The organism is Cellulomonas sp. Marseille-Q8402 (assembly GCF_965119525.1).
Genome location: NZ_CBCPLX010000001.1, coordinates 718,334 through 738,250, shown reverse-complemented (window position 1 = coordinate 738,250; position 19,917 = coordinate 718,334). Strand labels below are relative to the sequence as shown.

Annotated in this window: 15 protein-coding genes; 8 read left to right on the top strand and 7 right to left on the bottom strand. The window is 75.4% G+C overall.

Annotation, left to right across the window (positions count from 1 at the left end; all coding sequences use genetic code 11):
- Positions 1–89 precede the first annotated feature (89 nt).
- Complete coding sequence (locus ACWPWW_RS03490; protein WP_454048955.1) at positions 90–1,496, top strand: amino acid permease; 1,407 nt, start codon at positions 90–92, stop codon at positions 1,494–1,496.
- On the opposite strand, the gene ACWPWW_RS03485 is transcribed toward ACWPWW_RS03490, so the two are convergent.
- The gene (locus ACWPWW_RS03485; RefSeq protein ID WP_454048954.1) at positions 1,474–2,091 is read right to left on the bottom strand and encodes a LysE/ArgO family amino acid transporter; all 618 of its coding nucleotides are present in this window, start codon (positions 2,089–2,091) and stop codon (positions 1,474–1,476) included. The two genes, ACWPWW_RS03490 and ACWPWW_RS03485, sit on opposite strands and share 23 nt — an antisense overlap.
- Before the next feature lie 132 nt (positions 2,092–2,223).
- Here ACWPWW_RS03485 and ACWPWW_RS03480 point away from each other — a divergent pair, with 132 nt between their 5' ends.
- The 7 genes from ACWPWW_RS03480 to ACWPWW_RS03450 all read left to right on the top strand — a co-directional run bounded on the left by ACWPWW_RS03480 (position 2,224) and on the right by ACWPWW_RS03450 (position 10,209).
- Positions 2,224–3,657, top strand: a complete 1,434-nt coding sequence (locus tag ACWPWW_RS03480; protein ID WP_454048953.1) for an outer membrane protein assembly factor BamB family protein — start codon at positions 2,224–2,226, stop codon at positions 3,655–3,657.
- A gap of 48 nt (positions 3,658–3,705) precedes the next feature.
- Positions 3,706–4,587, top strand: coding sequence for a LysR family transcriptional regulator ArgP (locus tag ACWPWW_RS03475; protein WP_454048952.1), 882 nt, complete (start codon positions 3,706–3,708; stop codon positions 4,585–4,587).
- Positions 4,588–4,753: 166 nt separating this feature from the next.
- Entirely contained in the window at positions 4,754–6,277 is a 1,524-nt protein-coding gene (locus tag ACWPWW_RS03470) for a sugar ABC transporter ATP-binding protein (RefSeq protein ID WP_454048951.1), read from the top strand.
- On the top strand, positions 6,274–7,305 hold the full coding sequence (locus ACWPWW_RS03465; RefSeq protein WP_454048950.1) for an ABC transporter permease: 1,032 nt from the start codon (positions 6,274–6,276) through the stop codon (positions 7,303–7,305). The genes ACWPWW_RS03470 and ACWPWW_RS03465 overlap by 4 nt, the downstream gene beginning before the upstream one ends.
- A complete protein-coding gene (locus ACWPWW_RS03460) occupies positions 7,302–8,354 on the top strand; it encodes an ABC transporter permease (protein WP_454048949.1) in 1,053 nt (350 codons plus the stop codon). The genes ACWPWW_RS03465 and ACWPWW_RS03460 overlap by 4 nt, the downstream gene beginning before the upstream one ends.
- Positions 8,355–8,390: 36 nt before the next feature.
- Positions 8,391–9,434: a rhamnose ABC transporter substrate-binding protein gene (rhaS, locus tag ACWPWW_RS03455; protein ID WP_454048948.1), complete on the top strand. Its 1,044-nt coding sequence runs from the start codon at positions 8,391–8,393 to the stop codon at positions 9,432–9,434.
- Positions 9,435–9,444: 10 nt separating this feature from the next.
- Complete coding sequence (locus ACWPWW_RS03450) at positions 9,445–10,209, top strand: L-rhamnose mutarotase (RefSeq protein WP_454048947.1); 765 nt, start codon at positions 9,445–9,447, stop codon at positions 10,207–10,209.
- Positions 10,210–10,291: 82 nt separating this feature from the next.
- Here the strand turns inward: ACWPWW_RS03450 and ACWPWW_RS03445 are convergent, their stop codons facing one another.
- From ACWPWW_RS03445 to ACWPWW_RS03420, 6 genes are all read right to left on the bottom strand, one after another.
- Positions 10,292–12,613 (bottom strand): glycoside hydrolase family 65 protein, encoded by a 2,322-nt coding sequence (locus ACWPWW_RS03445; RefSeq protein ID WP_454048946.1) that lies wholly within the window; start codon positions 12,611–12,613, stop codon positions 10,292–10,294.
- A 49-nt stretch (positions 12,614–12,662) separates the two neighbouring features.
- Positions 12,663–15,683: a DEAD/DEAH box helicase gene (locus ACWPWW_RS03440; RefSeq protein WP_454048945.1), complete on the bottom strand. Its 3,021-nt coding sequence runs from the start codon at positions 15,681–15,683 to the stop codon at positions 12,663–12,665.
- 124 nt (positions 15,684–15,807) lie between these two features.
- Positions 15,808–16,245 carry a PTS sugar transporter subunit IIA gene (locus tag ACWPWW_RS03435; RefSeq protein ID WP_454048944.1) on the bottom strand — a complete coding sequence of 146 codons (438 nt, stop codon included), beginning with the start codon at positions 16,243–16,245 and terminating at the stop codon, positions 15,808–15,810.
- Positions 16,242–17,867, bottom strand: coding sequence for a PTS mannitol transporter subunit IICB (locus ACWPWW_RS03430; protein ID WP_454048943.1), 1,626 nt, complete (start codon positions 17,865–17,867; stop codon positions 16,242–16,244). Before ACWPWW_RS03430 ends, ACWPWW_RS03435 begins: the two co-directional genes overlap by 4 nt.
- Positions 17,868–17,966: 99 nt before the next feature.
- Positions 17,967–19,007 (bottom strand): zinc-dependent dehydrogenase, encoded by a 1,041-nt coding sequence (locus ACWPWW_RS03425; protein WP_454048942.1) that lies wholly within the window; start codon positions 19,005–19,007, stop codon positions 17,967–17,969.
- A 19-nt stretch (positions 19,008–19,026) separates the two neighbouring features.
- Entirely contained in the window at positions 19,027–19,788 is a 762-nt protein-coding gene (locus ACWPWW_RS03420) for a DeoR/GlpR family DNA-binding transcription regulator (RefSeq protein ID WP_454048941.1), read from the bottom strand.
- Between the last annotated feature and the right edge of the window lie 129 nt (positions 19,789–19,917).

Below are 19,917 nucleotides of genomic sequence, written 5' to 3'. Positions count from 1 at the left end.
GGTAGCGTGACCGGGTCCCCGCACCCTGCTCCGGAGCACCACCGCGCCATGACGTCCGTCCCGCCCGCCCCCCGTCCGCCGCCCCGGCCGTGCCCACCGCGTCCGGTGCCCCGCCCGCCGACCGGCTCGGCCACGGCCTGCGCACCCGGCACCTGACGATGATGGGCCTCGGGTCCGCGATCGGCGCGGGGCTGTTCCTCGGCAGCGGTGTCGGCATCGCGACCGCCGGGCCGGCGGTGCTGGTCTCGTACGCGGTCGCCGGCGCACTGGTGGTGCTGGTGATGCGGATGCTCGCGGAGATGGCGTCGTCGATGCCGGCCAGCGGGTCGTTCTCCGTGTACGCCGAGGCGGCGCTCGGCCGGTGGGCCGGGTTCACGCTCGGGTGGGTCTACTGGTTCACGCTGATCATGGTGCTCGGTGCCGAGATCACCGGGGTCGCGCAGATCGTCGCCGGCTGGTTCCCCGGGGTGCCGCAGTGGGGCGTCGCGCTGGCCGTGGTGGCGGTGTTCGCGGCGGTGAACCTGGCGGGGGTGCGCCGGTTCGGCGAGCTCGAGTTCTGGTTCGCCCTGGTCAAGGTCGTCGCGATCGTGGCGTTCCTCGTGGTGGGCGTGCTGCTCGTGCTCGGTCTCCTGCCCGGCACGGATCCGGTCGGCACCACGAACCTGCTCGGCCACGGGGGGTTCGCGCCCGCGGGGTCCGGCGGCGTGGCGGCCGGGCTGCTGGTGGTCGTCTTCGCGTTCGGCGGGATCGAGATCGTGACGATCGCCGCGGCCGAGGCGCGCGACCCGCAGCACGCGGTGGGCCGGGCGACCCGCACGATCCTGTGGCGGATCCTGCTGTTCTACATCGGCTCGGTCGCGCTGATGGTGCTGGTGCTGCCGTGGGACGCGCCGGTGCTCCGGGACAGCCCGTTCGTCGCCGTGCTCGACGTCGCCGGCCTGCCCGGCGCGGCGCGGCTGATGGAGGTCGTGGTCGTGGTCGCGCTGCTCTCGGCGTTCAACGCCAACGTCTACGCCACGTCCCGCATGGCGTACTCGCTGGCCGGGCGCGGCGACGGCCCCGCGGTCCTGCGCCGGGTGTCGCGCCGGGACGTCCCGTGGGTGGCCGTGCTGGTGTCGGTGGCGTTCGGCGTGGTCGCCGTGGTGCTGAACCGGGCGCTGCCCGACACCCTCCTCGGCCTCCTGCTCAACGCCGTCGGGGCGGCGCTGCTGGTCGTCTGGGTGCTGGTCGCGGTGGCGCAGCTGCGGCTGCGCCCCCGGCTGGAGGCCGAGGCGCGGGCGCGGGGCGAGGAGCTCCCGCTGCGCATGTGGGCGTACCCGTGGCTGACGTGGGCGACGCTCGCCGCCCTGGCCGGCCTCGTGGTCCTGATGCTGGCCGACGGCACGGCGCGGGGGCAGCTGCTGTCCACCGCCGGCCTGGTGGTCGTGGTCGTGGGCGTCTACGGCGTCACCGCCCTGGTGCGACGGCGCCGCGTCACAGCCCGCGCAGCAGGCTGACGGCGATCAGGGTCATCACCACCGCGATCACCCCGTCCAGCACCCGCCACGCGCCGGGCCGCGCGAACAGCGGCCGGAGCAGGCGCGCGCCGTAGCCGAGCGCCGTGAACCACACGAGGCTGCCGACCACCGCGCCGCCCCCGAACCACCACCGCTCGGCCCCGTGCGTCCCGGCGACCGACCCGAGCAGCACGACGGTGTCCAGGTAGACGTGCGGGTTCAGCCAGGTCAGCGCCAGGCACGTCGCGACGACCGGCCAGACGCGCGCGGGCGCCTCACCGTCGTCCGGGGTCAGCGCGGCGCCCGGGCGCAGCGCGCGGCGGGCCGCCACCACGGCGTAGCCGAGGAGGAACGCCGCACCGCCGACCCGGGCGACGGTCAGGACGACCGGGGCGCGGTCGACCAGCGTGCCGAGGCCGGCGACGCCCGCGGCGATCAGCAGCGCGTCCGAGACCGCGCACACGGCCACCACGGGGAGCACGTGCCTGCGGCGCAGACCCACGCGGAGCACGAACGCGTTCTGGGCGCCGATGGCGACGATGAGGGACAGGCCGAACGCGAGCCCGGTGAGCGCGGAGAGCAGAGGTGCAGGCACGGCACGACGGTAGACAGGCACCAGCGCATCAGTCCAACGCACGTTCTTGATGTTCGATCAGCAACACTGATGCGGGCTGCGGGCCTCGGCATCCCGCGCGCCCGGCGGCGCGCCGCGGCCTACCGTCGTCCCATGCGCGCCGACCGCATGGCGGAGGTCGAGCTCGTCGACGTCACGGACCGCGGTGGTGCCGGCGGTGCCGAGGACGCGGCGGGCGAGGCGGCCGCGCGCCGTGCCCGGCTCGTGCGGGTGCGCCGGTGGTGGCCCGTCCCCGTCGCGGTGGTGGTCGGCCTCACGGCGTGGCAGGCGCTGGACGGTTCGCGGGCCGAGGCCCTGGCGGAGCGGCTGCGGGCCACGCCCGGAGTGATCGACGAGACGATCACGGCGCCGCTCGAGGCCACGACCTGGGGTGGCCCCGGCGCGGCGGAGGTGCTGGAGGAGGGCATCCGCGCGCAGGACGGGCTGTGGGTCGGCGCCGTCCAGCCCGACCCGGGCGAGCCGACCGAGGTCGTCGGCCTCGACCCGGGCAGCGGCACGGAGGTGTGGCGGCTCGCCGTCGCCGGCCCGCCGTCGGAGTCCGGGCACGCGGTCGTCCCGGCGTGCAGCAGCGGCGAGCAGCCGGCCCGCCTGCTCTGGTGCACGGTCGCGGACGCGGGTGCGCCCGACGCCGTGGGTGCGGAGCCGACGCGGCTGGTCCGCGTGGACCTGGCCGACCGGTCGGTGCGGCAGAGCGAGCCGCTGCCGCTCGGCTCGGTCGCGCTCGCGGTCGGGAGCAGCGTCGTCGTGGCCACGACCGGCACCGGGTCCGTCGAGCTGGTCGCGACCGACGCCCGCACCGGCGAGCTGCGCTGGCGCTCCGCCGTGCCCGACCCGGCAGGGTCCGCGGGCGGGTCCGGGCCGGTGCTCCAGGCGGTCGGCGGGCACCTGCTGGTCGGCGGGCTGACCCGGACGTGGTCGCTCGACCCCGCGTCCGGGGACCTCGAGGCGAGCGGCCCGGCGCTGTTCGTGGTCCGGGGCGACCAGCTCGTCGACGTGCAGGGCAGCAGCCGCACCCGGCTGCTCGGGGCGGACGGGACCGGGACGGCCGAGGCCGAGGGCCAGGCGTTGCAGATGGTGCCCGACGACGGCAGCGCCGGTGACCTGGTCCTGGTCCGGGTGCTCGACGGCTCGCCGCTGGGCCTGCTCCGCGCCGTCGACGGGCGGACCGGAGCGGTGGTCTGGGAGCGCGGGGGCAGCGGCAGCGTGGCGACCAACCACCTGCTGCTGGACGGCGTGCTCTACGGCAGCACCAGCACCGAGGTGTGGGCGGTGGACGTCGCGACCGGGGAGCGGACCTGGTCGACGCCCGGCGAGCCCGGCGACGCGGGCCGGCTGATGACCGACGGCACCGCGCTGCTGCGCACCGAGCGCGTCCGTGACACGGGCGACCGCGTCCTCGCCGCCTACGCGCTGGGCGACGGGCGCCGGGCCTGGACGACCCCGCTGCCGGACGGCGTCGACCTCGTGTGGACCCAGGCCGGCGGCCTGTACGGGCGCAGCGGGGACCAGGTCGTCGTCCTGCGGTGATCGGCCGGTCCCACGGCTCGCGGCGCGCGGGTCGGTAGGGTCGCGCTCATGGCCGAGGTCGACCTCCCGCAGCTCCGCGCCCTGCTCGCCGTCGTCGACGCCGGGTCGTTCGAGGCCGCCGCCGACGCGCTGCACCTCACGCAGTCGGCGGTGAGCCAGCGCATCCGCGCCCTCGAGACCGCGGTCGGCCAGGTGCTGGTCCGGCGCACCCGGCCGGCGGGCGTCACGGAGGCCGGGGCCGTGTACCTGCGGCTCGCGCGGCAGGTGCTCGGCCTGGCCGCGGAGGCGCGCGCCGCGGTGACTCCCGGCGGGACGGGCCGGCCCCGGCTGCCGATCGCGGTCAACTCGGACTCGCTCGGCACCTGGGTGCTGCCGGCGCTCGCCCCGCTGGCCGACGAGATCATGCTCGACCTGCACCGGGAGGACCAGGACCACTCCGCGGACCTGCTGCGCGACGGCACGGTGGTCGCCGCGATCACGACGGCGGCGGTGCCGGTGCAGGGCTGCACGTCGCACCGGCTGGGCGTGCTGCGCTACCGGCCGATGATGGCCGCCGGGCGCCTGGCCGAGCAGCTGCCCGACGGGCCGACGCCCGCGGCGCTGGCGACGGCGCCCCTGGTGGTGTTCGACCGGAAGGACGACCTGCAGGACCGCTACCTGCGGGGGCGGGGTGCCGACCCGGCGCTGCCGCCGCGGCACCACGTGCCGTCGTCGGCGGACTTCGTGCTCGCCGTCCGGCTGGGCCTGGGCTGGGGGATGCTGCCGGAGGCCGACGCGCGGGCGGGGGAGCGCGACGGCACGCTCGTCGACATCGACCCGGGGCGGTACGTGGACGTGGTGCTGCACTGGCAGCAGTGGACGGTGCGCACCGCGGCGCTGGAGCGCGTCGGCGAGGCGGTCCGCGCGGCCGCCGCCGAGTACCTGCGCTGAGCCGCCGGCGCCGCCGCGACCTGGGCGGACCGCGGGCCCGGCAGCCGTGCCGGCGGGTCGTGCCGTTGTCGTTGACGGGGCCCGGCGCCCGGGCCTAGTGTGCTCGCACAGCAGGTTGAATCGTTTTAGCGCACGCCTCACGACAGTGTCGTCGCCAGGAGGTCGCATGACGTCGAGCACCGGCGCACCCGGGGTGCCCGCGCTGGAGCTGGTGGAGGTCCGCAAGGCCTTCGGGCCGGTCGTCGCGCTGCGCTCCGCCTCGCTGCGGGTCGAGGCCGGGTCCATCCACGCGCTCGTCGGCGAGAACGGCGCCGGCAAGTCGACGCTGGTCAAGATCCTGTCCGGCCTCTACCGTCGCGACGGCGGCACGGTGCGGCTCGGCGGCGTCGAGGTCGACTTCGGGTCGACCGCCGAGGCGAGGGCCGCGGGCGTCGCGGTGATCTACCAGGAGCCGACGCTGTTCCCCGACCTCAGCGTCATGGAGAACATCGCCATGGGCCGGCAGCCGCTCCGGCGCGGCCGGCGGATCGACCGGGCCGCGATGCGGGAGCAGAGCGCGGCCCTGTTCGCGCGGCTCGGCGTCGACCTGGACCCGCTGCGGCCGGCCGAGGGGCTGTCGATCGCCGACCAGCAGATCATCGAGATCGCGAAGGCGATCTCCCTGCAGGCCGCGGTGCTCGTGATGGACGAGCCCACCGCCGCGCTGTCCGGCGTCGAGGTCCGCCGGCTGTTCCAGGTCGCGCGCAGCCTGCGCGACGAGGGCCGGGCCCTGGTGTTCATCTCGCACCGGTTCGACGAGGTGTTCGAGCTGTGCGACACGGTGACGGTGCTGCGCGACGGCGAGTACGTCGCCACGTCCCCGACGGCGAGCACGTCGGTGGGCGAGATCGTCACGCAGATGGTCGGCCGCACCGTCGACGACCTGTTCCCGAAGACCGCGGCCCGGGTCGGGGACGTCGTGCTGGAGGTCGAGGGGCTGACCCGGGCCGGGGTGTTCCGGGACGTGTCGTTCACGGTGCGCGCCGGGGAGGTCGTCGCGCTCGCCGGGCTGGTGGGTGCGGGGCGCAGCGAGATCGCGCGCGCGGTGTTCGGGGTCGACGCCTACGAGTCCGGCAGCGTGCGCCTGCGCGGGACGCCCGTGCCGCCGGCCGACCCCCGCGCGGCGGTCCGCGCCGGCATCGCCCTGGTCCCGGAGGACCGCCGGCAGCAGGGCCTGGTCACCGGGTCGACGGTCGCCCGGAACGTCACCGCGGTGATCCGGTCGCGCATCTCCCGGTGGGGGCTGCTGACCGGTGCGCGGGAGAACCTGGCCGCGCAGCCGTGGGCCGCCCGGCTCGAGGTCCGGACCAGCGCGCTGGACATGCGCGGCAGCACGATGAGCGGCGGCAACCAGCAGAAGGTCGTCATCGCCAAGTGGCTGGCGACCGAGCCGACGCTGCTGATCATCGACGAGCCGACCCGCGGCATCGACGTCGGCACCAAGGCCGAGGTGCACCGGCTGCTGTCCGAGCTGGCCGGGCGGGGCATGGCGGTGCTGATGATCTCGTCCGAGCTGCCCGAGGTGCTCGGGATGGCCGACCGCGTGCTCGTGGTCGCCGAGGGTCGCGTGACCGCCGACCTGCCGCGGGCCGAGGCCACCGCGGAGGCGGTCATGCACGCCGCCACCGCGACCCTGGAGCACCAGCCGTGACCGAGCAGCTCGTCGAGCCCAGCCGGCTCTCCCCGACCCGCCGCGCGGTGCGCACGGTGCTGCGGTCGCGGGAGCTCGCCATCGCGATCGTGCTGGTGCTGGTGGTCGCGGCCGCCACGATCCGCACCGGCTCGTTCCTGCTCAGCGCCAACAGCTGGCGCGACCTGCTGCTGACGCCGTCGATCCTGGTCCTGCTCGCGATCGGCCAGGCGGTCGTCATCATCACGCGCAACGTCGACCTGTCCGTCGGGTCGACGCTCGCGCTCTGCGCCTACCTCACGGGCCGGCTGTTCATCGCCGCACCGGACCTGCCCGTCGTCGTCGCGTTCGTCGTCGGCCTGGCGGCGGGCGCGGTCCTCGGGCTGGTCAACGGGCTGCTGGTGGCGCTGGGCCGGGTCCCGGCGCTGGTCATCACGCTCGGCACGCTCTACATCTACCGCGGCATCGTCCTGACCTGGGCCGGCAGCGACCGGGTCAACGCGTCGGACCTGCCCCGCGGGTTCCTCGCGCTGGGCACGCGCTCCGTGCTCGGGGTCCCGGTGCTCGCCGTCATCGCCGCCGTGGTGCTCGTCGTCGTCGGGTACTACCTGCGCACGGCCCGCGGCGGGCGGGAGGTCTACGCGATCGGGTCCGAGCCCGACGCCGCCGTCCTGCTCGGTCTCCCCGTCCGGCGCCGGGTGATCGGCGCGTTCGTGCTCTGCGGGGCGCTCGCGGGCCTGGGCGGCGTCCTGTTCGCGGCGCGCTACGGCACCATCAGCTCGGGCGCCGGGCTCGGGCTGGAGCTGCAGGCCGTGGCGGCCGCGGTGATCGGCGGCGTCGCCATCTTCGGCGGCAGCGGCACCGTGTGGGGCGCCGCCATCGGCGCCGTCCTGCTGGTCACGATCAACCGGGCGCTGCCGGTCCTCGGCATCTCCGACTTCTGGCAGCAGGCGGTGGTGGGGCTGCTGATCCTCGGCGCCATCGTGCTCGACCGGGTGCTCGCGGTCCGCACCGCCCGCCGGCTCGTCCGGGCGAGGGAGGCCCGGTGACCCGCACCTACCCCGCCCACGCGCGGCCGCTCTGGCAGCGGGTCCTGCTCACCCGGGAGTCGGCGGTCGTCGCGCTGCTGGTCCTGGTCGTGCTGTACGCCACCGCCGCCGTGCCGAGCTTCAGCAGCCCGCTGACGCTGCCGTACCTGGTCCTCGACACCGCGCCGGTCCTGCTGATCGCCCTGCCGATGACGCTGGTGATCATCACCGGGGAGATCGACCTGTCGGTGGCCAGCGTGGTCGGGCTGAGCAGCGTCACCGTGGGGCTGCTGGTCGACGCCGGGCTGCCGGTGCCGTCCGCGGCCGCGGTCGCCCTGGCCGTCGGCGCGGTCTGCGGGGCGCTGAACGGCGCGCTGGTCGCGTACGGCGGCCTGCCGTCGCTCGCGGTGACCATCGGCACCCTCGCGCTGTACCGCGGCGTCGCCGTCGGGCTGCTCGGCACCCGGGCCGTCACCGACTTCCCGGACCGCTGGACCGACCTCGCGACCGCGCGGATCGGGGACTCCCAGCTCCCGCTCGTGCTGGTGCCGGTCGTCGTGCTGTCGGTCGTGTTCGCGGTCCTCCTGCACGGCACGACGTTCGGCCGCGGTGTCTACGACATCGGCCTCAGCCCGGACGCCGCGCACTTCTCCGGGGTCGCCGTCGCGCGCACCAAGCTGGTCCTGTTCGTGCTCAGCGGGACGGTCTCGGCGTTCGCCGGGGTGTTCTTCACGCTCCGCTACGGCAGCGCGCGCGGCGACAACGCCACGGGGATGGAGCTGCAGGTCGTCGCCGCCGTGCTGCTGGGCGGGGTGTCGATCTTCGGCGGCCGCGGCGCGCTGCACGGCGTGCTCGCCGGCGTGCTGCTGATCGGCGTCATCTCCAGCGCCCTGCGCCTGGAGAGCGTCACCGTCAACGTCATCAACATCATCATCGGCGCGCTGCTGGTGCTGTCCGTCATCTCCGGCAGCGTCGGCGGCTGGCTGGGGCGGCGCGTGCGCCGGCGCCGCTCCCCACCACCGGCCGCCGCAGGCGCCCGCCGGCCCGCCCCGCGACCGACCTCGATCTGACACCCCCGCACCACCCACCCGCAGGGAGGAAGAACGATGAAGCTCACCACCAAGCGGCCGGCCGTGCTGGCCGCGCTGACCCTGAGCGCCGCGCTCGCCGTGGCGGGGTGCTCGTCCGGCGACGACGACAGCGGGTCGACCGGAGGCGACACCGGCTCCGGCGGGGGCGGGGACGTCTCCGTCGTGTTCCTGCCGAAGAACCTCGGCAACCCGTACTTCGACACCAGCACCCGCGGCGGGCAGGCCGCGACCGAGGAGTTCGGCGGCTCGTTCTCCGAGGTCGGGCCGGACACGGCCACGCCCGACGCGCAGGTGCCGTTCATCAACACCGCGGCCCAGCAGGGCACCTCGGCCCTCGTCGTGTCGGCGAACGACCCGCAGGCGCTGTGCGACGCCCTCGACGAGGCCCGCGGTGCGGGCACCAAGGTCGTCACCTTCGACTCCGACACCGACCCCGAGTGCCGCGACCTCTTCGTCAACCAGGCGACGGCCGAGGGCATCGCGAAGGTCCAGGTCGACATGATCGCGGAGCAGATCGGCGACGCGGGGGAGATCGCCATCCTGTCCGCCAGCGCCAACGCGACCAACCAGAACGCGTGGATCGAGCTGATGGAGACCGAGCTCGAGAGCCACCCGGACATCACCCTGGTGGACACGGTCTACGGCAACGACGACGACCAGACGTCGTTCGACAAGACGGCCGCGCTGCTCCAGTCGCACCCGGACCTCAAGGGCATCATCTCGCCGACCACCGTCGGCATCGCCGCTGCGGCGCGCTACCTGTCGACGTCGGACGCCAAGGGCCGGGTGGCGCTCACCGGTCTGGGCACGCCCAACCAGATGCGCGAGTACGTCGAGGACGGCACGGTCACCGAGTTCGCGCTCTGGAACCCGGAGGACCTCGGCTACCTCGCGGCGTACGCGGCCGACGCCCTGGTCGAGGGCACGATCACCGGCGAGGACGGCGACACGTTCGAGGCCGGCGACCTCGGCGAGTTCACGGTCGGCGAGGACGCGACGGTGCTGCTCGGCGACCCGTACCGGTTCAACGCCGACAACATCGGGGAGTTCGACTTCTGAGGGCGGGACGATGCCCCGCTACTGCTTCCTGTCCCAGGTCGACCCGAGGCACCTGGACGCCTACCGCCGCCGGCACGCCGCCGTGTGGCCGGAGATGCTCGTCGCGCTGCGGGACGCCGGCTGGCGCCGGTACGCGCTGTTCCTGAGCGAGACCGGGACGCTCGTCGGGTACGTCGAGGCCGACGACATGGACCTCGCGCAGGCCCGGATCGCCGCCACCGACGTGAACGCCCGGTGGCAGGCCGAGATGGCCACGCTGTTCGCCGGGGAGGGCAGTCCCGACGAGGGGTTCGCGTACCTGCCCCAGGTGTTCGACCTCGACGACCAGCTGCGCGCGGCCGGGCTGACGTCGACGGGGGCCGTGCTGCGGGCCGTCGACGCGGTCACGGTCCCCGTGCCGGACCTCGACGCGGGGATCGCCTGCTACGTCGGCGCGCTCGGGCACCGGCTCCTGTGGCGGGACGACGCGCGGGGCCAGGCGGGGCTCGGGCTGCGGGAGGGCGGGACCGAGCTGGTGCTGACCACCGGGCTGCGCTACGAGCCCGACTGGCTGGTCGACGACGTCGCGGCGGCTGCCGAGCGGTTCGCCGCCGCGGGCGGGCGGCTGGTCGAGCCGCCACGGGACCTGCCCGTGGGGCGGGTGGCGGTGGTGGCGGACCCGTTCGGCAACCGGCTCGTGCTGGTCGAGCTGTCGCGGGGCCGGTACACGACCGACGGCGAGGGCAGGGTGACGGGCGTGGCACCTCCGGCCCGGGACGCTGCGCCGCCGGGGTGAGAACCGTCCCCGGGAGGCGACCGGCGCGCACCCGCGCGTGCGAGGCCGCTGGCCAGGTGGGGCCGACGCCGGTCGCCGCGGGTCAGGTCTCGTCGAACACGGGACGGCGCCCCGGCGGCTGCGGCGGGGCCGGGTGCTCGGTCGTGGGGGGGACCGGGCGGACCTGCTCGGGGCGCTCGGCCGTCAGGTGCACCGGGTGCCCGTGGTGGGTGAGCCGCACGTCGTCGCCCGCCACCAGGCGGTACGTGACCTCGTCCGCGCGGACGTCGACCCGGGCGCGCGCCCCGCCCTGCAGCACGGTGAACGCCAGGCGGGTCAGCCGCCGCGGCAGCCGCGGTGCCAGGTGCAGCGCGCCGTGGTCGTGCCGCAGCCCGCCGAGCCCGGCGACGAGCGCCGTCCACGCCCCGGCCAGCGACGCGACGTGCAGGCCCTCCTCGGTGGAGGCGCGCAGGTCGGACAGGTCGATCAGCGCGCACTCCCGTGCGTAGGCGTAGGCCAGGTCCAGGTGCCCCACCTCGGCCGCGACGACCGCCTGCGCCGGGGCGGACAGGGACGAGTCCCGCACCGTCATCGACTCGTAGTAGCCGAAGTCGCGACGCTTCTGCTCGACGTCGAAGCCGTCGCCGACCAGGTGCAGGGCGAGCACCAGGTCCGCCTGCTTGAGCACCTGCCGGCGGTACAGCTCGACGAAGGGCACGTGGTCGTGCAGCGGGTACCGCGCGGTCTCCGCGGTGCCGAAGTCCCAGTGCGCGTGCCGGGTGAACCCCTCGTGCTGCTCGGTCACGCCCAGGTCGCCGGCGTACGGGATCATCATCCGGTCGGCGGCCCGCCGCCACGCCTCGCGCTCCGGGCCGGTCACCCCCAGCCGGCCGGCGGCCTCGGGGTGCCGCTCGCACACGGCCGCCGCCGCGCGGAGGTTCTCCCGGGCCATCAGGTTGGTGAACGCGTTGTTGTCGACGACCGCGGTGTACTCGTCCGGGCCGGTGACGCCGTCGATGCGGAAGCCCTCGGGCGTGTGGTGGCCCCGCCCGGCCCAGAGCCGGGCGGTCTCGACGACCAGGTCGGCGGCGACGTCCCGGGCGAACACCTCGTCGCCCGTGACCGCCACGTGCCGGGCCGCGGCGTACGCGATGTCCGCGTTGACGTGGAACGCCGCGGTGCCCGCGGGCCAGTAGCCGGAGCACTCACGGCCGCTGATGGTGCGCCAGGGGAACGTCACGCCCGGCAGCCCGAGCTCCGCCGCGCGCTCGCGGGCCAGCGGCAGCGTCGCGTGCCGCCACGCCAGGTGGTCCGCGGCCGCGCCGGGCAGCACGTGGTCGAGCACGGGCAGCACGAACGCCTCGGAGTCCCAGAACGTGTGGCCCTCGTACCCGACGCCGGACAGGCCCTTGGCGCGGACGCCGGCGCCGCGGACGCGGGCGGACGCCTGCACCACCTGGAGCAGCGCGTACCGGACGGCCTGCTGCATCTCGTCGTCGCCGTCGACGACCACGTCGCCGCGCTCCCAGACCGCCGCCAGCTCGTCCTCGTGCTCGCGGACGAGGGCGTCCCAGCCGGCGTCCTCGACGGCGCGCAGCACGACGTCGGCGTGCCCGTGCAGGGCGTCGGCGTCCGTCCCGGCGGCGTGGACGGCCAGGACCGTGAGCTCGACCCAGTCGCCCGCCGCGAGGTCCGCGACGAGCGTCGCGCCGTCGGGGCCCGGCCGCCAGGCCGGCTCGACGCCGTCGGACGCGGCCACCCGGTGGGCGGTGCGCACCACCAGCTCCCGCCCGGAGCGCACGGCCCGCTGGTGCACCGCGGAGCCGCCGGGGTCGTGCCGGCAGGAGAGCGTGCGGACCCCGGGCTCGCGCTCGGACCCGGGCTCGACCTCGTCCCGGTGCCGGCAGCCGGGGACCGGGCGGGCGACGAGGGTGACGGGGTCGTGGGCCTGCACCCGCCACCGGGTGGCGACCAGCTCGCGCCGGACCAGGGACACGAACCGCCTGCTCGTCACCGCGACCGTCCCGCCGGACGGCGCGGTCCACCGCGACGCGCGGTCCAGGTGCCCCCGGCGCAGGTCCAGGACCCGGTCGTGCTCGGTGAGGGTGCCGCGGGGCGCGTCGTCCGGGTGGCCCTCCAGCGGGTGCCCGTCGACGGACCAGCCGACGGCCCACGCGTCGACCACCGGGAGCAGCCGCTCCTCGACCGTGGGGTAGCCGTACGCCCGCTCGGCGTACTGGTGGTCGAACTCCTCCCACACGCCGGCGACCAGGGTCCCCGGACCGGCGCCCCGCTCGCGCTCGTCGGGGACGCCCCGCACGCCCACGTAGCCGTTGGCCAGGGTCAGGACGGTCGCGGCCGCCTCGGGCTGGTGCAGGTCGAGACCCGACTCGAGGACGGACCAGGGGGTGTCGAGGTGCGGCACGGGAGACACTCCACCACAGGCCGGGCGTCCGGTCCTGCCGAGGCCGGCGTCAGCCGAGGAGCCCGCGCAGGTCGTCGGCGGTCAGGGCGGTGCTGAACAGGTCCCCGTCGTCCAGCACGGCGTCGACCAGCGCCGCCTTCCGGGCCTGCAGCGCGACGACCTTCTCCTCGATCGTGCCCGCGGCGATCAGCCGGTACACCATCACCCGCCGCTCCTGCCCGATGCGGTGCGCGCGGTCGACCGCCTGCTGCTCCGCCGCGGGGTTCCACCACGGGTCGAGGAGGAACACGTAGTCGGCCTCGGTCAGGTTCAGCCCGACGCCGCCGGCCTTGAGGCTGATCAGGAACACCGGCGCGTCGCCGGAGCGGAACGACTCGACCACCTCCGCCCGGCGCGTCGTCGACCCGTCCAGGTACACGTACGGGATGCCGGCGGCGTCGAGCCGCTCCGCGGCCCTGGCGAGGTACGAGGTGAACTGGCTGAACACCAGCGCCCGGTGCCCCTCGGCCGCGACGTCGTCGAGCTGCTCGAGCAGGGCGTCGAGCTTGGCGGACGGGATCCCGGCGTGCGCGGGGTCGATCAGGGACGCGTCCAGCGCGAGCATCCGCAGCAGCGTCAGCGAGCGGTACACGATGAACCGCTGCCGGTCGAGGTCCTCGATCAGGCCGAGCAGCTTCTGCCGCTCCCGCTGCAGGTAGAGGTCGTACACGTCGCGGTGCGCCGGGGCGAGCTCGACGGTGAGGGTCTGCTCCTGCTTCTCGGGCAGGTCGGCGGCGACCAGGTCCTTGGTGCGGCGCAGCAGGAACGGCCGGACCCGGCGGCGCAGCCGCGCGAGCCGGGCGGCGCGCAGCCGCCCCGCCGACTCCGGCAGGTCGCCGGCCCCCGCACCCCCGCTGATCCCGGCGCGCGCGTCCTCGATCGGCCGGACGTACTGCAGGGCGAACGTGGCGGCGGGCGGCAGCAGCCCGGGCGCGACCAGCGCGAGCAGGGCGTGCAGGTCGGTCAGCGAGTTCTCCACCGGCGTCCCGGTCAGCGCGAGCGCGAAGGGCACGTCCAGGTCGCGGGCCGCGCGGTGCACCCGCGCCGACGGGTTCTTCACCTGCTGCGCCTCGTCCAGCACCAGCCCGGCCCAGCCCGTGGCCCGGTACGCCGCGGCGTCGAGCCGCAGCAGGGCGTAGCTGGTGACGACGACGTCGGCGCCCGCGGCCTGCTCCGCGACGGTGGCGCCGCCCGCGGCCTCCGTGCCGGTCACCCGGCGCACGACCAGGCCCGGCGTGAACCGCGCGGCCTCGGCCACCCAGTTCGGGGTCACGGAGGTCGGCGCGACCACCAGGAACGGGCGCTGCGGCTCGTCGGCGGGGCGCTCCTCGGCGATGTGCTGCAGCAGCGCGAGGCACTGCAGCGTCTTGCCGAGCCCCATGTCGTCGGCCAGGATCCCTCCGAGCCGGTGCCGCCACAGGAACGCCAGCCAGGCGAAGCCCTCGGCCTGGTACGGGCGGAGGTCGGCGCGCAGCCCGCGGGGGAGCGGCACCGGGCGCGGGGCGTCGCCGGCGGCCTCGGTCAGCAGGTCGCGCCAGCCGTCCGGCGGCACGGCCTCGTCGGCCAGCTCGGCGAGGTCCGCCCACAGGCTCGTCTGGTGCCGGCTGACCCGCAGCCCGGTCTCCCACTCGGCGAGCTCGCGGGCCTCGGCGACCAGGGCGGCGAGCGGCTCGAGCGCGGGGTGGTCGAGCGAGAGGTACGTGTGGTCGACCAGCCGCATCCGGCGCCGGCCCTTCGCCAGCGCGGCGAACAGCGGGCCGAACGGGACGGTGCGGCCGTCGATGGTCACCGTGACGCCGAGGTCGAACCAGTCCGTCTTCTCGCTCGGCTGCGCCGTCAGCGTCAGGACCGGCGCGCCCTCCAGCAGGCGGTAGTCCGGCGCGGTGCCGACGGTGTCGACGCGCACGCCGGGCCGGGCGGCGACGCGCGGCAGCGCGGTGGTGACGAAGTCGGCCGCGTCGGCGTCGCGGAGGGTGACCGGGGCGGGGAGCCCGTCCTCGGGCCACCCGCCCGGCAGCAGGTCGCCCGGGACGAGGTGCCGCGGGTCCGGAGCCGGGCCAGACCGGGCGTGCCCGTCCCAGCGCCAGCTGAGGTCGACGGCGTGGCCGGGGGAGTGCCGGACCGTGAGCACGAGCGTCGGCGGGGCCGGCGGCGGCAGCGGCACGGTCCCGTCGGCGCTGGCGACGTCCAGCCCCGCGCGCAGGGCCGGCAGGTGGTCGCGCACGAAGTCCTCGGAGTCGGCGGCCGGCACCAGCACGCCCGTCCGCAGCGCGTCGGCGACGGTCCGGCCGGCGTGCTGCCCGAGCAGCGCCAGCTGGTGCGGCCCCAGCGGCTCGGTGGTCGGGGCCAGCACGACCCGCCGGGGGTGCGCGGGGTCGACGACGTAGAGGCCGTGCGTGCCGATGGCGTGCGCGTGCGCCACGGGGGCGGGGGTCCCGTCCAGCGTGAGCCGGGCGCTGACCCGCACGCCGTCGTCCGCCCGGGCGACGTCGAGCCCCAGCCAGGCGGCGTCCGCGACCCGCACGTCCGCCCCGGCACCGGAGCCGACCAGGGCGATGCCGAGGTCCCGGCCCTGGCGCAGCAGCTCCCACAGCACGGGGTTCACGAACTCGTCCAGGTACATCCACGCGGCGTCGGCGCCGGGCGTGGGCGGCCCGGCCGCGCGGTGCAGCGCCCCGAGCTGGCAGAACCAGCGGTGCTGGTCCGGGTCCAGGTCGAGCCGGGCCTGCATGTGCGGGATGTTCGCCCACGTCACGTTGCCCCGGGTCCAGCCCGTCGCGGACCGCACCACCGGGCGGGCGCCGAGCGCCACCGCGCCGCCGGGGTCCTCGCCCGCCCGGCGCGCGGCCGCGGTGCGGGACACGGGCCCGTTCCAGCGCTCGCGGGTGTGGGGCGTCAGCTCGCGCAGCTCCAGCTGCAGCGCGGCGCGGCGGGAGCGGGCGGGCGGCTCGGCGGCGTCGCCCCAGGCGAGCAGCCCGCCGAGCACCTGGTGCCAGTCGCCGGGGGCGGGATCCGGACGCTCCACTGGCACGCGGACGATCGTGCCACACCCCTCCGACACCGCTCCGACAGCCAGGCGTGCCGTCGTGCGCGCACACCACGCGGCGAGCGCGCACCCCGCGGGATGCGCGCTCGCCGCGCTCGACAGCGGGCCGTCAGACGGGCTCGACCTCGCGCAGGATCGACGTCAGGGCCTCGCGGGTGTCCGCGGCCAGGACGCGCTGCACCCGCTCGTCGTCGGTGAACACCAGCGCGATCCGGGACAGCAGCGACAGGTGCTCGCCGCCGACGCCCGCGATGCCGACCACGACCCGGACGGGGTGGCCGTCCCAGTCGACCGGCGCCTCGTACCGGACCAGGCTGATGGCCGAGCGCCGGATCTCGCCCTTGGCCTCGTTCGTCCCGTGCGGGATGGCGAGGTAGCTGCCCATGTAGGTGGAGATGGTGCGCTCGCGGTCGAGCATCGCGTCCACGTACTCCGGGTCCACCGCGCCGGAGGTGACCAGCAGGCCACCCGCCTCGCGGATCGCCTCCTCCTTGGTGGTGGCCCGGCCCGCGGGGACGATCAGGTCCGCGTCCAGCAGGTCGGTCATGACGGGCTCCTCTCGGGGGTCTGCTGCTGCGCCTCGCGCACGACGTCGTCGTAGACGGGGCTGGACAGGAAGTTGTCGACCGACACGTGCCGCGCCGACGGGGCGCTGTGCCGGGCCCGGTCGGTCAGCTCGCGCTGGGTGATGACCAGGTCCACGTCGTCCTCCAGGTTCGCGACCGCCTTGTTGACCACGGTGATGTCCGGCCGGCCGGCCTTCTTCAGCTTGTCCCGCAGGATGCTGGCGCCCATCGCGGACGACCCCATGCCGGCGTCGCACGCGAACACGACGGAGCGCAGCGGGCGGACCTCGGCGGCCACCCCGTCCGTCGGGCCCGCGCCGCCCGTGGTGGCGGTGCCGGCGCCCACGGACGCGGACATCGCGTCGAGCGCCGAGGACGACTTGCCCTTGTTCGCCTCGGTCTGGGCGATGGCGGCGGCCAGGTCGCCGCCGCCCGCGGCCAGGTCGCGCTTGCGGGACGCCCGCAGGATGACCGCGGCCACCAGGAACGTCACGACGCACGCCAGCACCACCGAGAGGGTCACCCCGACGAACGAGTCGCGCGGGGTCGCGGCGTACACCGCGATGATCGACCCGGGCGCCGCCGGGCCGCGCAGGCCGCTGCCGAACACCACGTTCGTCGCGATGCCGGTCGCACCGCCGAGGATGGCGGCGATGATCAGGGTGGGCTTCATCAGCACGAACGGGAAGTAGACCTCGTGGATGCCGCCGAAGAACTGCACGACCGCGGCGCCGGGGGCGGACGAGCGCGCCGCACCGACCCCGAAGACCGTGTACGCCAGCAGGATGCCGAGGCCCGGGCCGGGGTTGGACTCGACCAGGAACAGCAGCGACTTGCCCTGCTCGACGACCTCCTGGGCGCCGAGCGGCACCAGGACGCCGTTGCCGATGGCGTTGTTCAGGAACAGCACCTTGGCGGGCTCGACCACGACGGCCATCAGCGGCAGCAGGTGCGCGTCCGCCATCGTCGACACCAGGCTGCCGAGCCACTCCGACACCTGCGTGATGATCGGCGCGAACCCGAAGAACGCCCCGACGGCCATGGCCGCGCCCAGGATGCCGGCGCTGAACATGTCGACGAGCATCTCGAAGCCCGGCCGGATCTTGCCGGCCCAGATCGAGTCGACCTTCTTCATCACCCACGCGGACAGCGGGCCGACGATCATCGCGCCGAGGAACATCGGCACGGTGCTGCCGGTGATCATGCCGATCGCGACGATGGACGCGACGACGCCGCCGCGCTCCTTGTAGATCATCCGGCCGCCGGCGTTGGCGATCAGGATCGGGAGCAGGTACGTCACCATCGGGCCGACCAGGCCGACGTACTGCTGGAAGGTCGTGCCGTCCTCGGCCAGGGCCAGCGCGGTCGCCGCGCCCTGCCAGCTGCCCGGCTCGTCGGCGTTGCCGAACCCGCCGAGGATGCCGTTCGGCAGCCAGCCGACGGCGATGAAGAGGGAGGTGATCAGGCCCCAGGCCAGGAACGCCGGGAGGTTGGGCATGATCATCGCGGACAGGAACGCCCCGAACCGCTGGACGCGGACCTGGGCCTGCTTGCCCCGGGACGGTCCGGGCGTGGTGGCCGCTGCGGCCGTGGTCGCGGACATGGTCACGCCCCCGACCGGGAGGCGTGCCGGGCGCGGCGGCCCGGCAGGGAGTGGATCGGCATTGACCTGCTCCTTCGTGGAACGGGTGACGGGGGACCGTCACGGCTCGATGGTGACCTTGATGCCCGCACCGGTGCGGACGACGTCGATGCCCTCGGCGACCTGGTCGAGCGGCAGCCGGTGGGTGATGAGGTCGGCGACGGGGACGGACCCGTCGGCGATGTGCGCCAGCGCCTGGCGGTTGTGCTCCGGGCTGGACCCGTTGGCCCCGAACACCGCGAGCTCGCGGTAGTGCACGAGGTTGGAGTCGAAGGTGATGGTGGGGCGGTCCTTGGGCAGCCCGCCGAACAGGCTGAGCCGGCCCTGCGGGGCGAGCATCTGCAGCGCCTGCTCCTGCGCGGCGCCCGACGCGGCGGCGGTGATGACCACCGAGGGGCCGCGACCGCCGGTCGCCTCCTTGACCGCGACGACGGGGTCGACCTCGGCGGCGCAGATCGCGACGTCGGGCTGGACCACCGCAGCGGCCAGGTCGAGGCGCTCGCGGCTCAGCTCGACCAAGATGACCTGCTCGGCGCCCCGGGCGCGGGCGAGCCGCACGTGCAGGCAGCCGATCGGGCCGGAGCCGACCACGACGACGGTGTCGCCCTTGTGCACGTCGATGATCTCCTGCGCGTTGATCGCGCAGGCGAACGGCTCGGCGACGGAGGCCTCCGCGAACGACACGCCCTCGGGGATCCGGTTCAGCCCGTCGACCTTCAGCACGGCCGGCGGCACGATCATGTACGGCGCGAACCCGCCGTCGAAGTCGTAGCCCATCGACACCTGGTTCGGGCAGATGGTCATCGCCCCGGCGCGACAGAACTCGCACTCGCCGCAGGGGATCGCGGCGATCACCTGGACGCGGTCGCCGGGTGCCCAGCCCTCGACGCCGGCGCCGACCTCGACGACCTCGCCGGCGATCTCGTGCCCCATGACGCGCGGCGGGACGATGCGCTGGTGCCCGGACGTCGAGATCTTCACGTCCGTCCCGCACATCGAGCAGGCACGCACCCGGATCTTGACCTCGCCGTCACCGGCCGAGGGCTCGGGCGCCTCCTCGAGGCGCACGTCGCCGGGGGCGTAGAAGCGGAAGACCTTCATCTCTCTCCTTCAGCGGTTCTCAGGCCCGCACGACGCGCGGGCCTGCGGTCTCGATCTCGTCCGCGAGCTCCGGGGCGACGCCGCTGTCGGTGACGACGGCGTCGACCCGGCTGAGCGGCGCCACCACGGCGAGCTCGGTGCGGCCGATCTTGGAGTGGTCGGTGAGCACGACGGTCCGGGCCGCGGCGGCGACGATCGCCCGCTTGACCGCGGCCTCCGCGAGGTCGGGCGTCGACAGCCCGTCCTCGACCGTCAGCCCGTTCGTGCCGAGGAACGCCACGTCGACGCGGACGTCGGCCAGTGCCTGCTCGGCCCAGGTCCCCACGGCGGCGAGGGTGCGCCGGCGGACGGTGCCGCCGATCAGGTGCAGCGTGACGAGGGGGAGCGCGGCGAGCGCCGAGGCGACCGGCAGCGCGTGCGTGACGACGATCAGCTCGCGGTCGGGCGGCAGCATCCCGGCCAGGCGGACCGTCGTGGAGCCCGCGTCGAGCAGGACGGAGCCGCCGTCGGGCAGCTCCTCCAGGGCGGCCTTCGCGATCCGCTCCTTCTCCGCCGCCATCACGTTCTCCCGCTGGGCCAGCGCCGGCTCGTAGCCGATCCGCTCGACGGGGACGGCGCCGCCGTGCACGCGGCGGAGCAGCCCCATCCGCTCCAGGGCGGTGAGGTCGCGGCGCACCGTCTCGGGCGTCACGTCCAGCTCCGCGGCGAGCTGCTGCACCTCGACCCGGCCGGCGGCGCGCGCGGTCGTGAGGATCAGCGTGTGGCGCTCCGGCGGGTACATGACGACGGCGTCCAGGTTCTCCAGCTCCGGCGGTCACGACGACCGCTCCGGGCCTCGCTGCCCGGCACCGCCCACTGTGGCGCGGGTCACCCACGCAAGTCAACAGAAACGGGTAAACCCAGACCGAAG

Coding starts and splice junctions, on each gene's coding strand:
- ACWPWW_RS03470 (WP_454048951.1), top strand. CDS start 4,754: ATGACGTCGAGCACCGGCGCACCCGGGGTGCCCGCGCTGGAGCTGGTG.
- ACWPWW_RS03425 (WP_454048942.1), bottom strand. CDS start 19,007: ATGAAGGTCTTCCGCTTCTACGCCCCCGGCGACGTGCGCCTCGAGGAG.
- ACWPWW_RS03435 (WP_454048944.1), bottom strand. CDS start 16,245: ATGACCGACCTGCTGGACGCGGACCTGATCGTCCCCGCGGGCCGGGCC.
- ACWPWW_RS03430 (WP_454048943.1), bottom strand. CDS start 17,867: ATGTCCGCGACCACGGCCGCAGCGGCCACCACGCCCGGACCGTCCCGG.
- ACWPWW_RS03480 (WP_454048953.1), top strand. CDS start 2,224: ATGCGCGCCGACCGCATGGCGGAGGTCGAGCTCGTCGACGTCACGGAC.
- ACWPWW_RS03450 (WP_454048947.1), top strand. CDS start 9,445: ATGCCCCGCTACTGCTTCCTGTCCCAGGTCGACCCGAGGCACCTGGAC.
- ACWPWW_RS03475 (WP_454048952.1), top strand. CDS start 3,706: ATGGCCGAGGTCGACCTCCCGCAGCTCCGCGCCCTGCTCGCCGTCGTC.
- rhaS (WP_454048948.1), top strand. CDS start 8,391: ATGAAGCTCACCACCAAGCGGCCGGCCGTGCTGGCCGCGCTGACCCTG.
- ACWPWW_RS03420 (WP_454048941.1), bottom strand. CDS start 19,788: ATGTACCCGCCGGAGCGCCACACGCTGATCCTCACGACCGCGCGCGCC.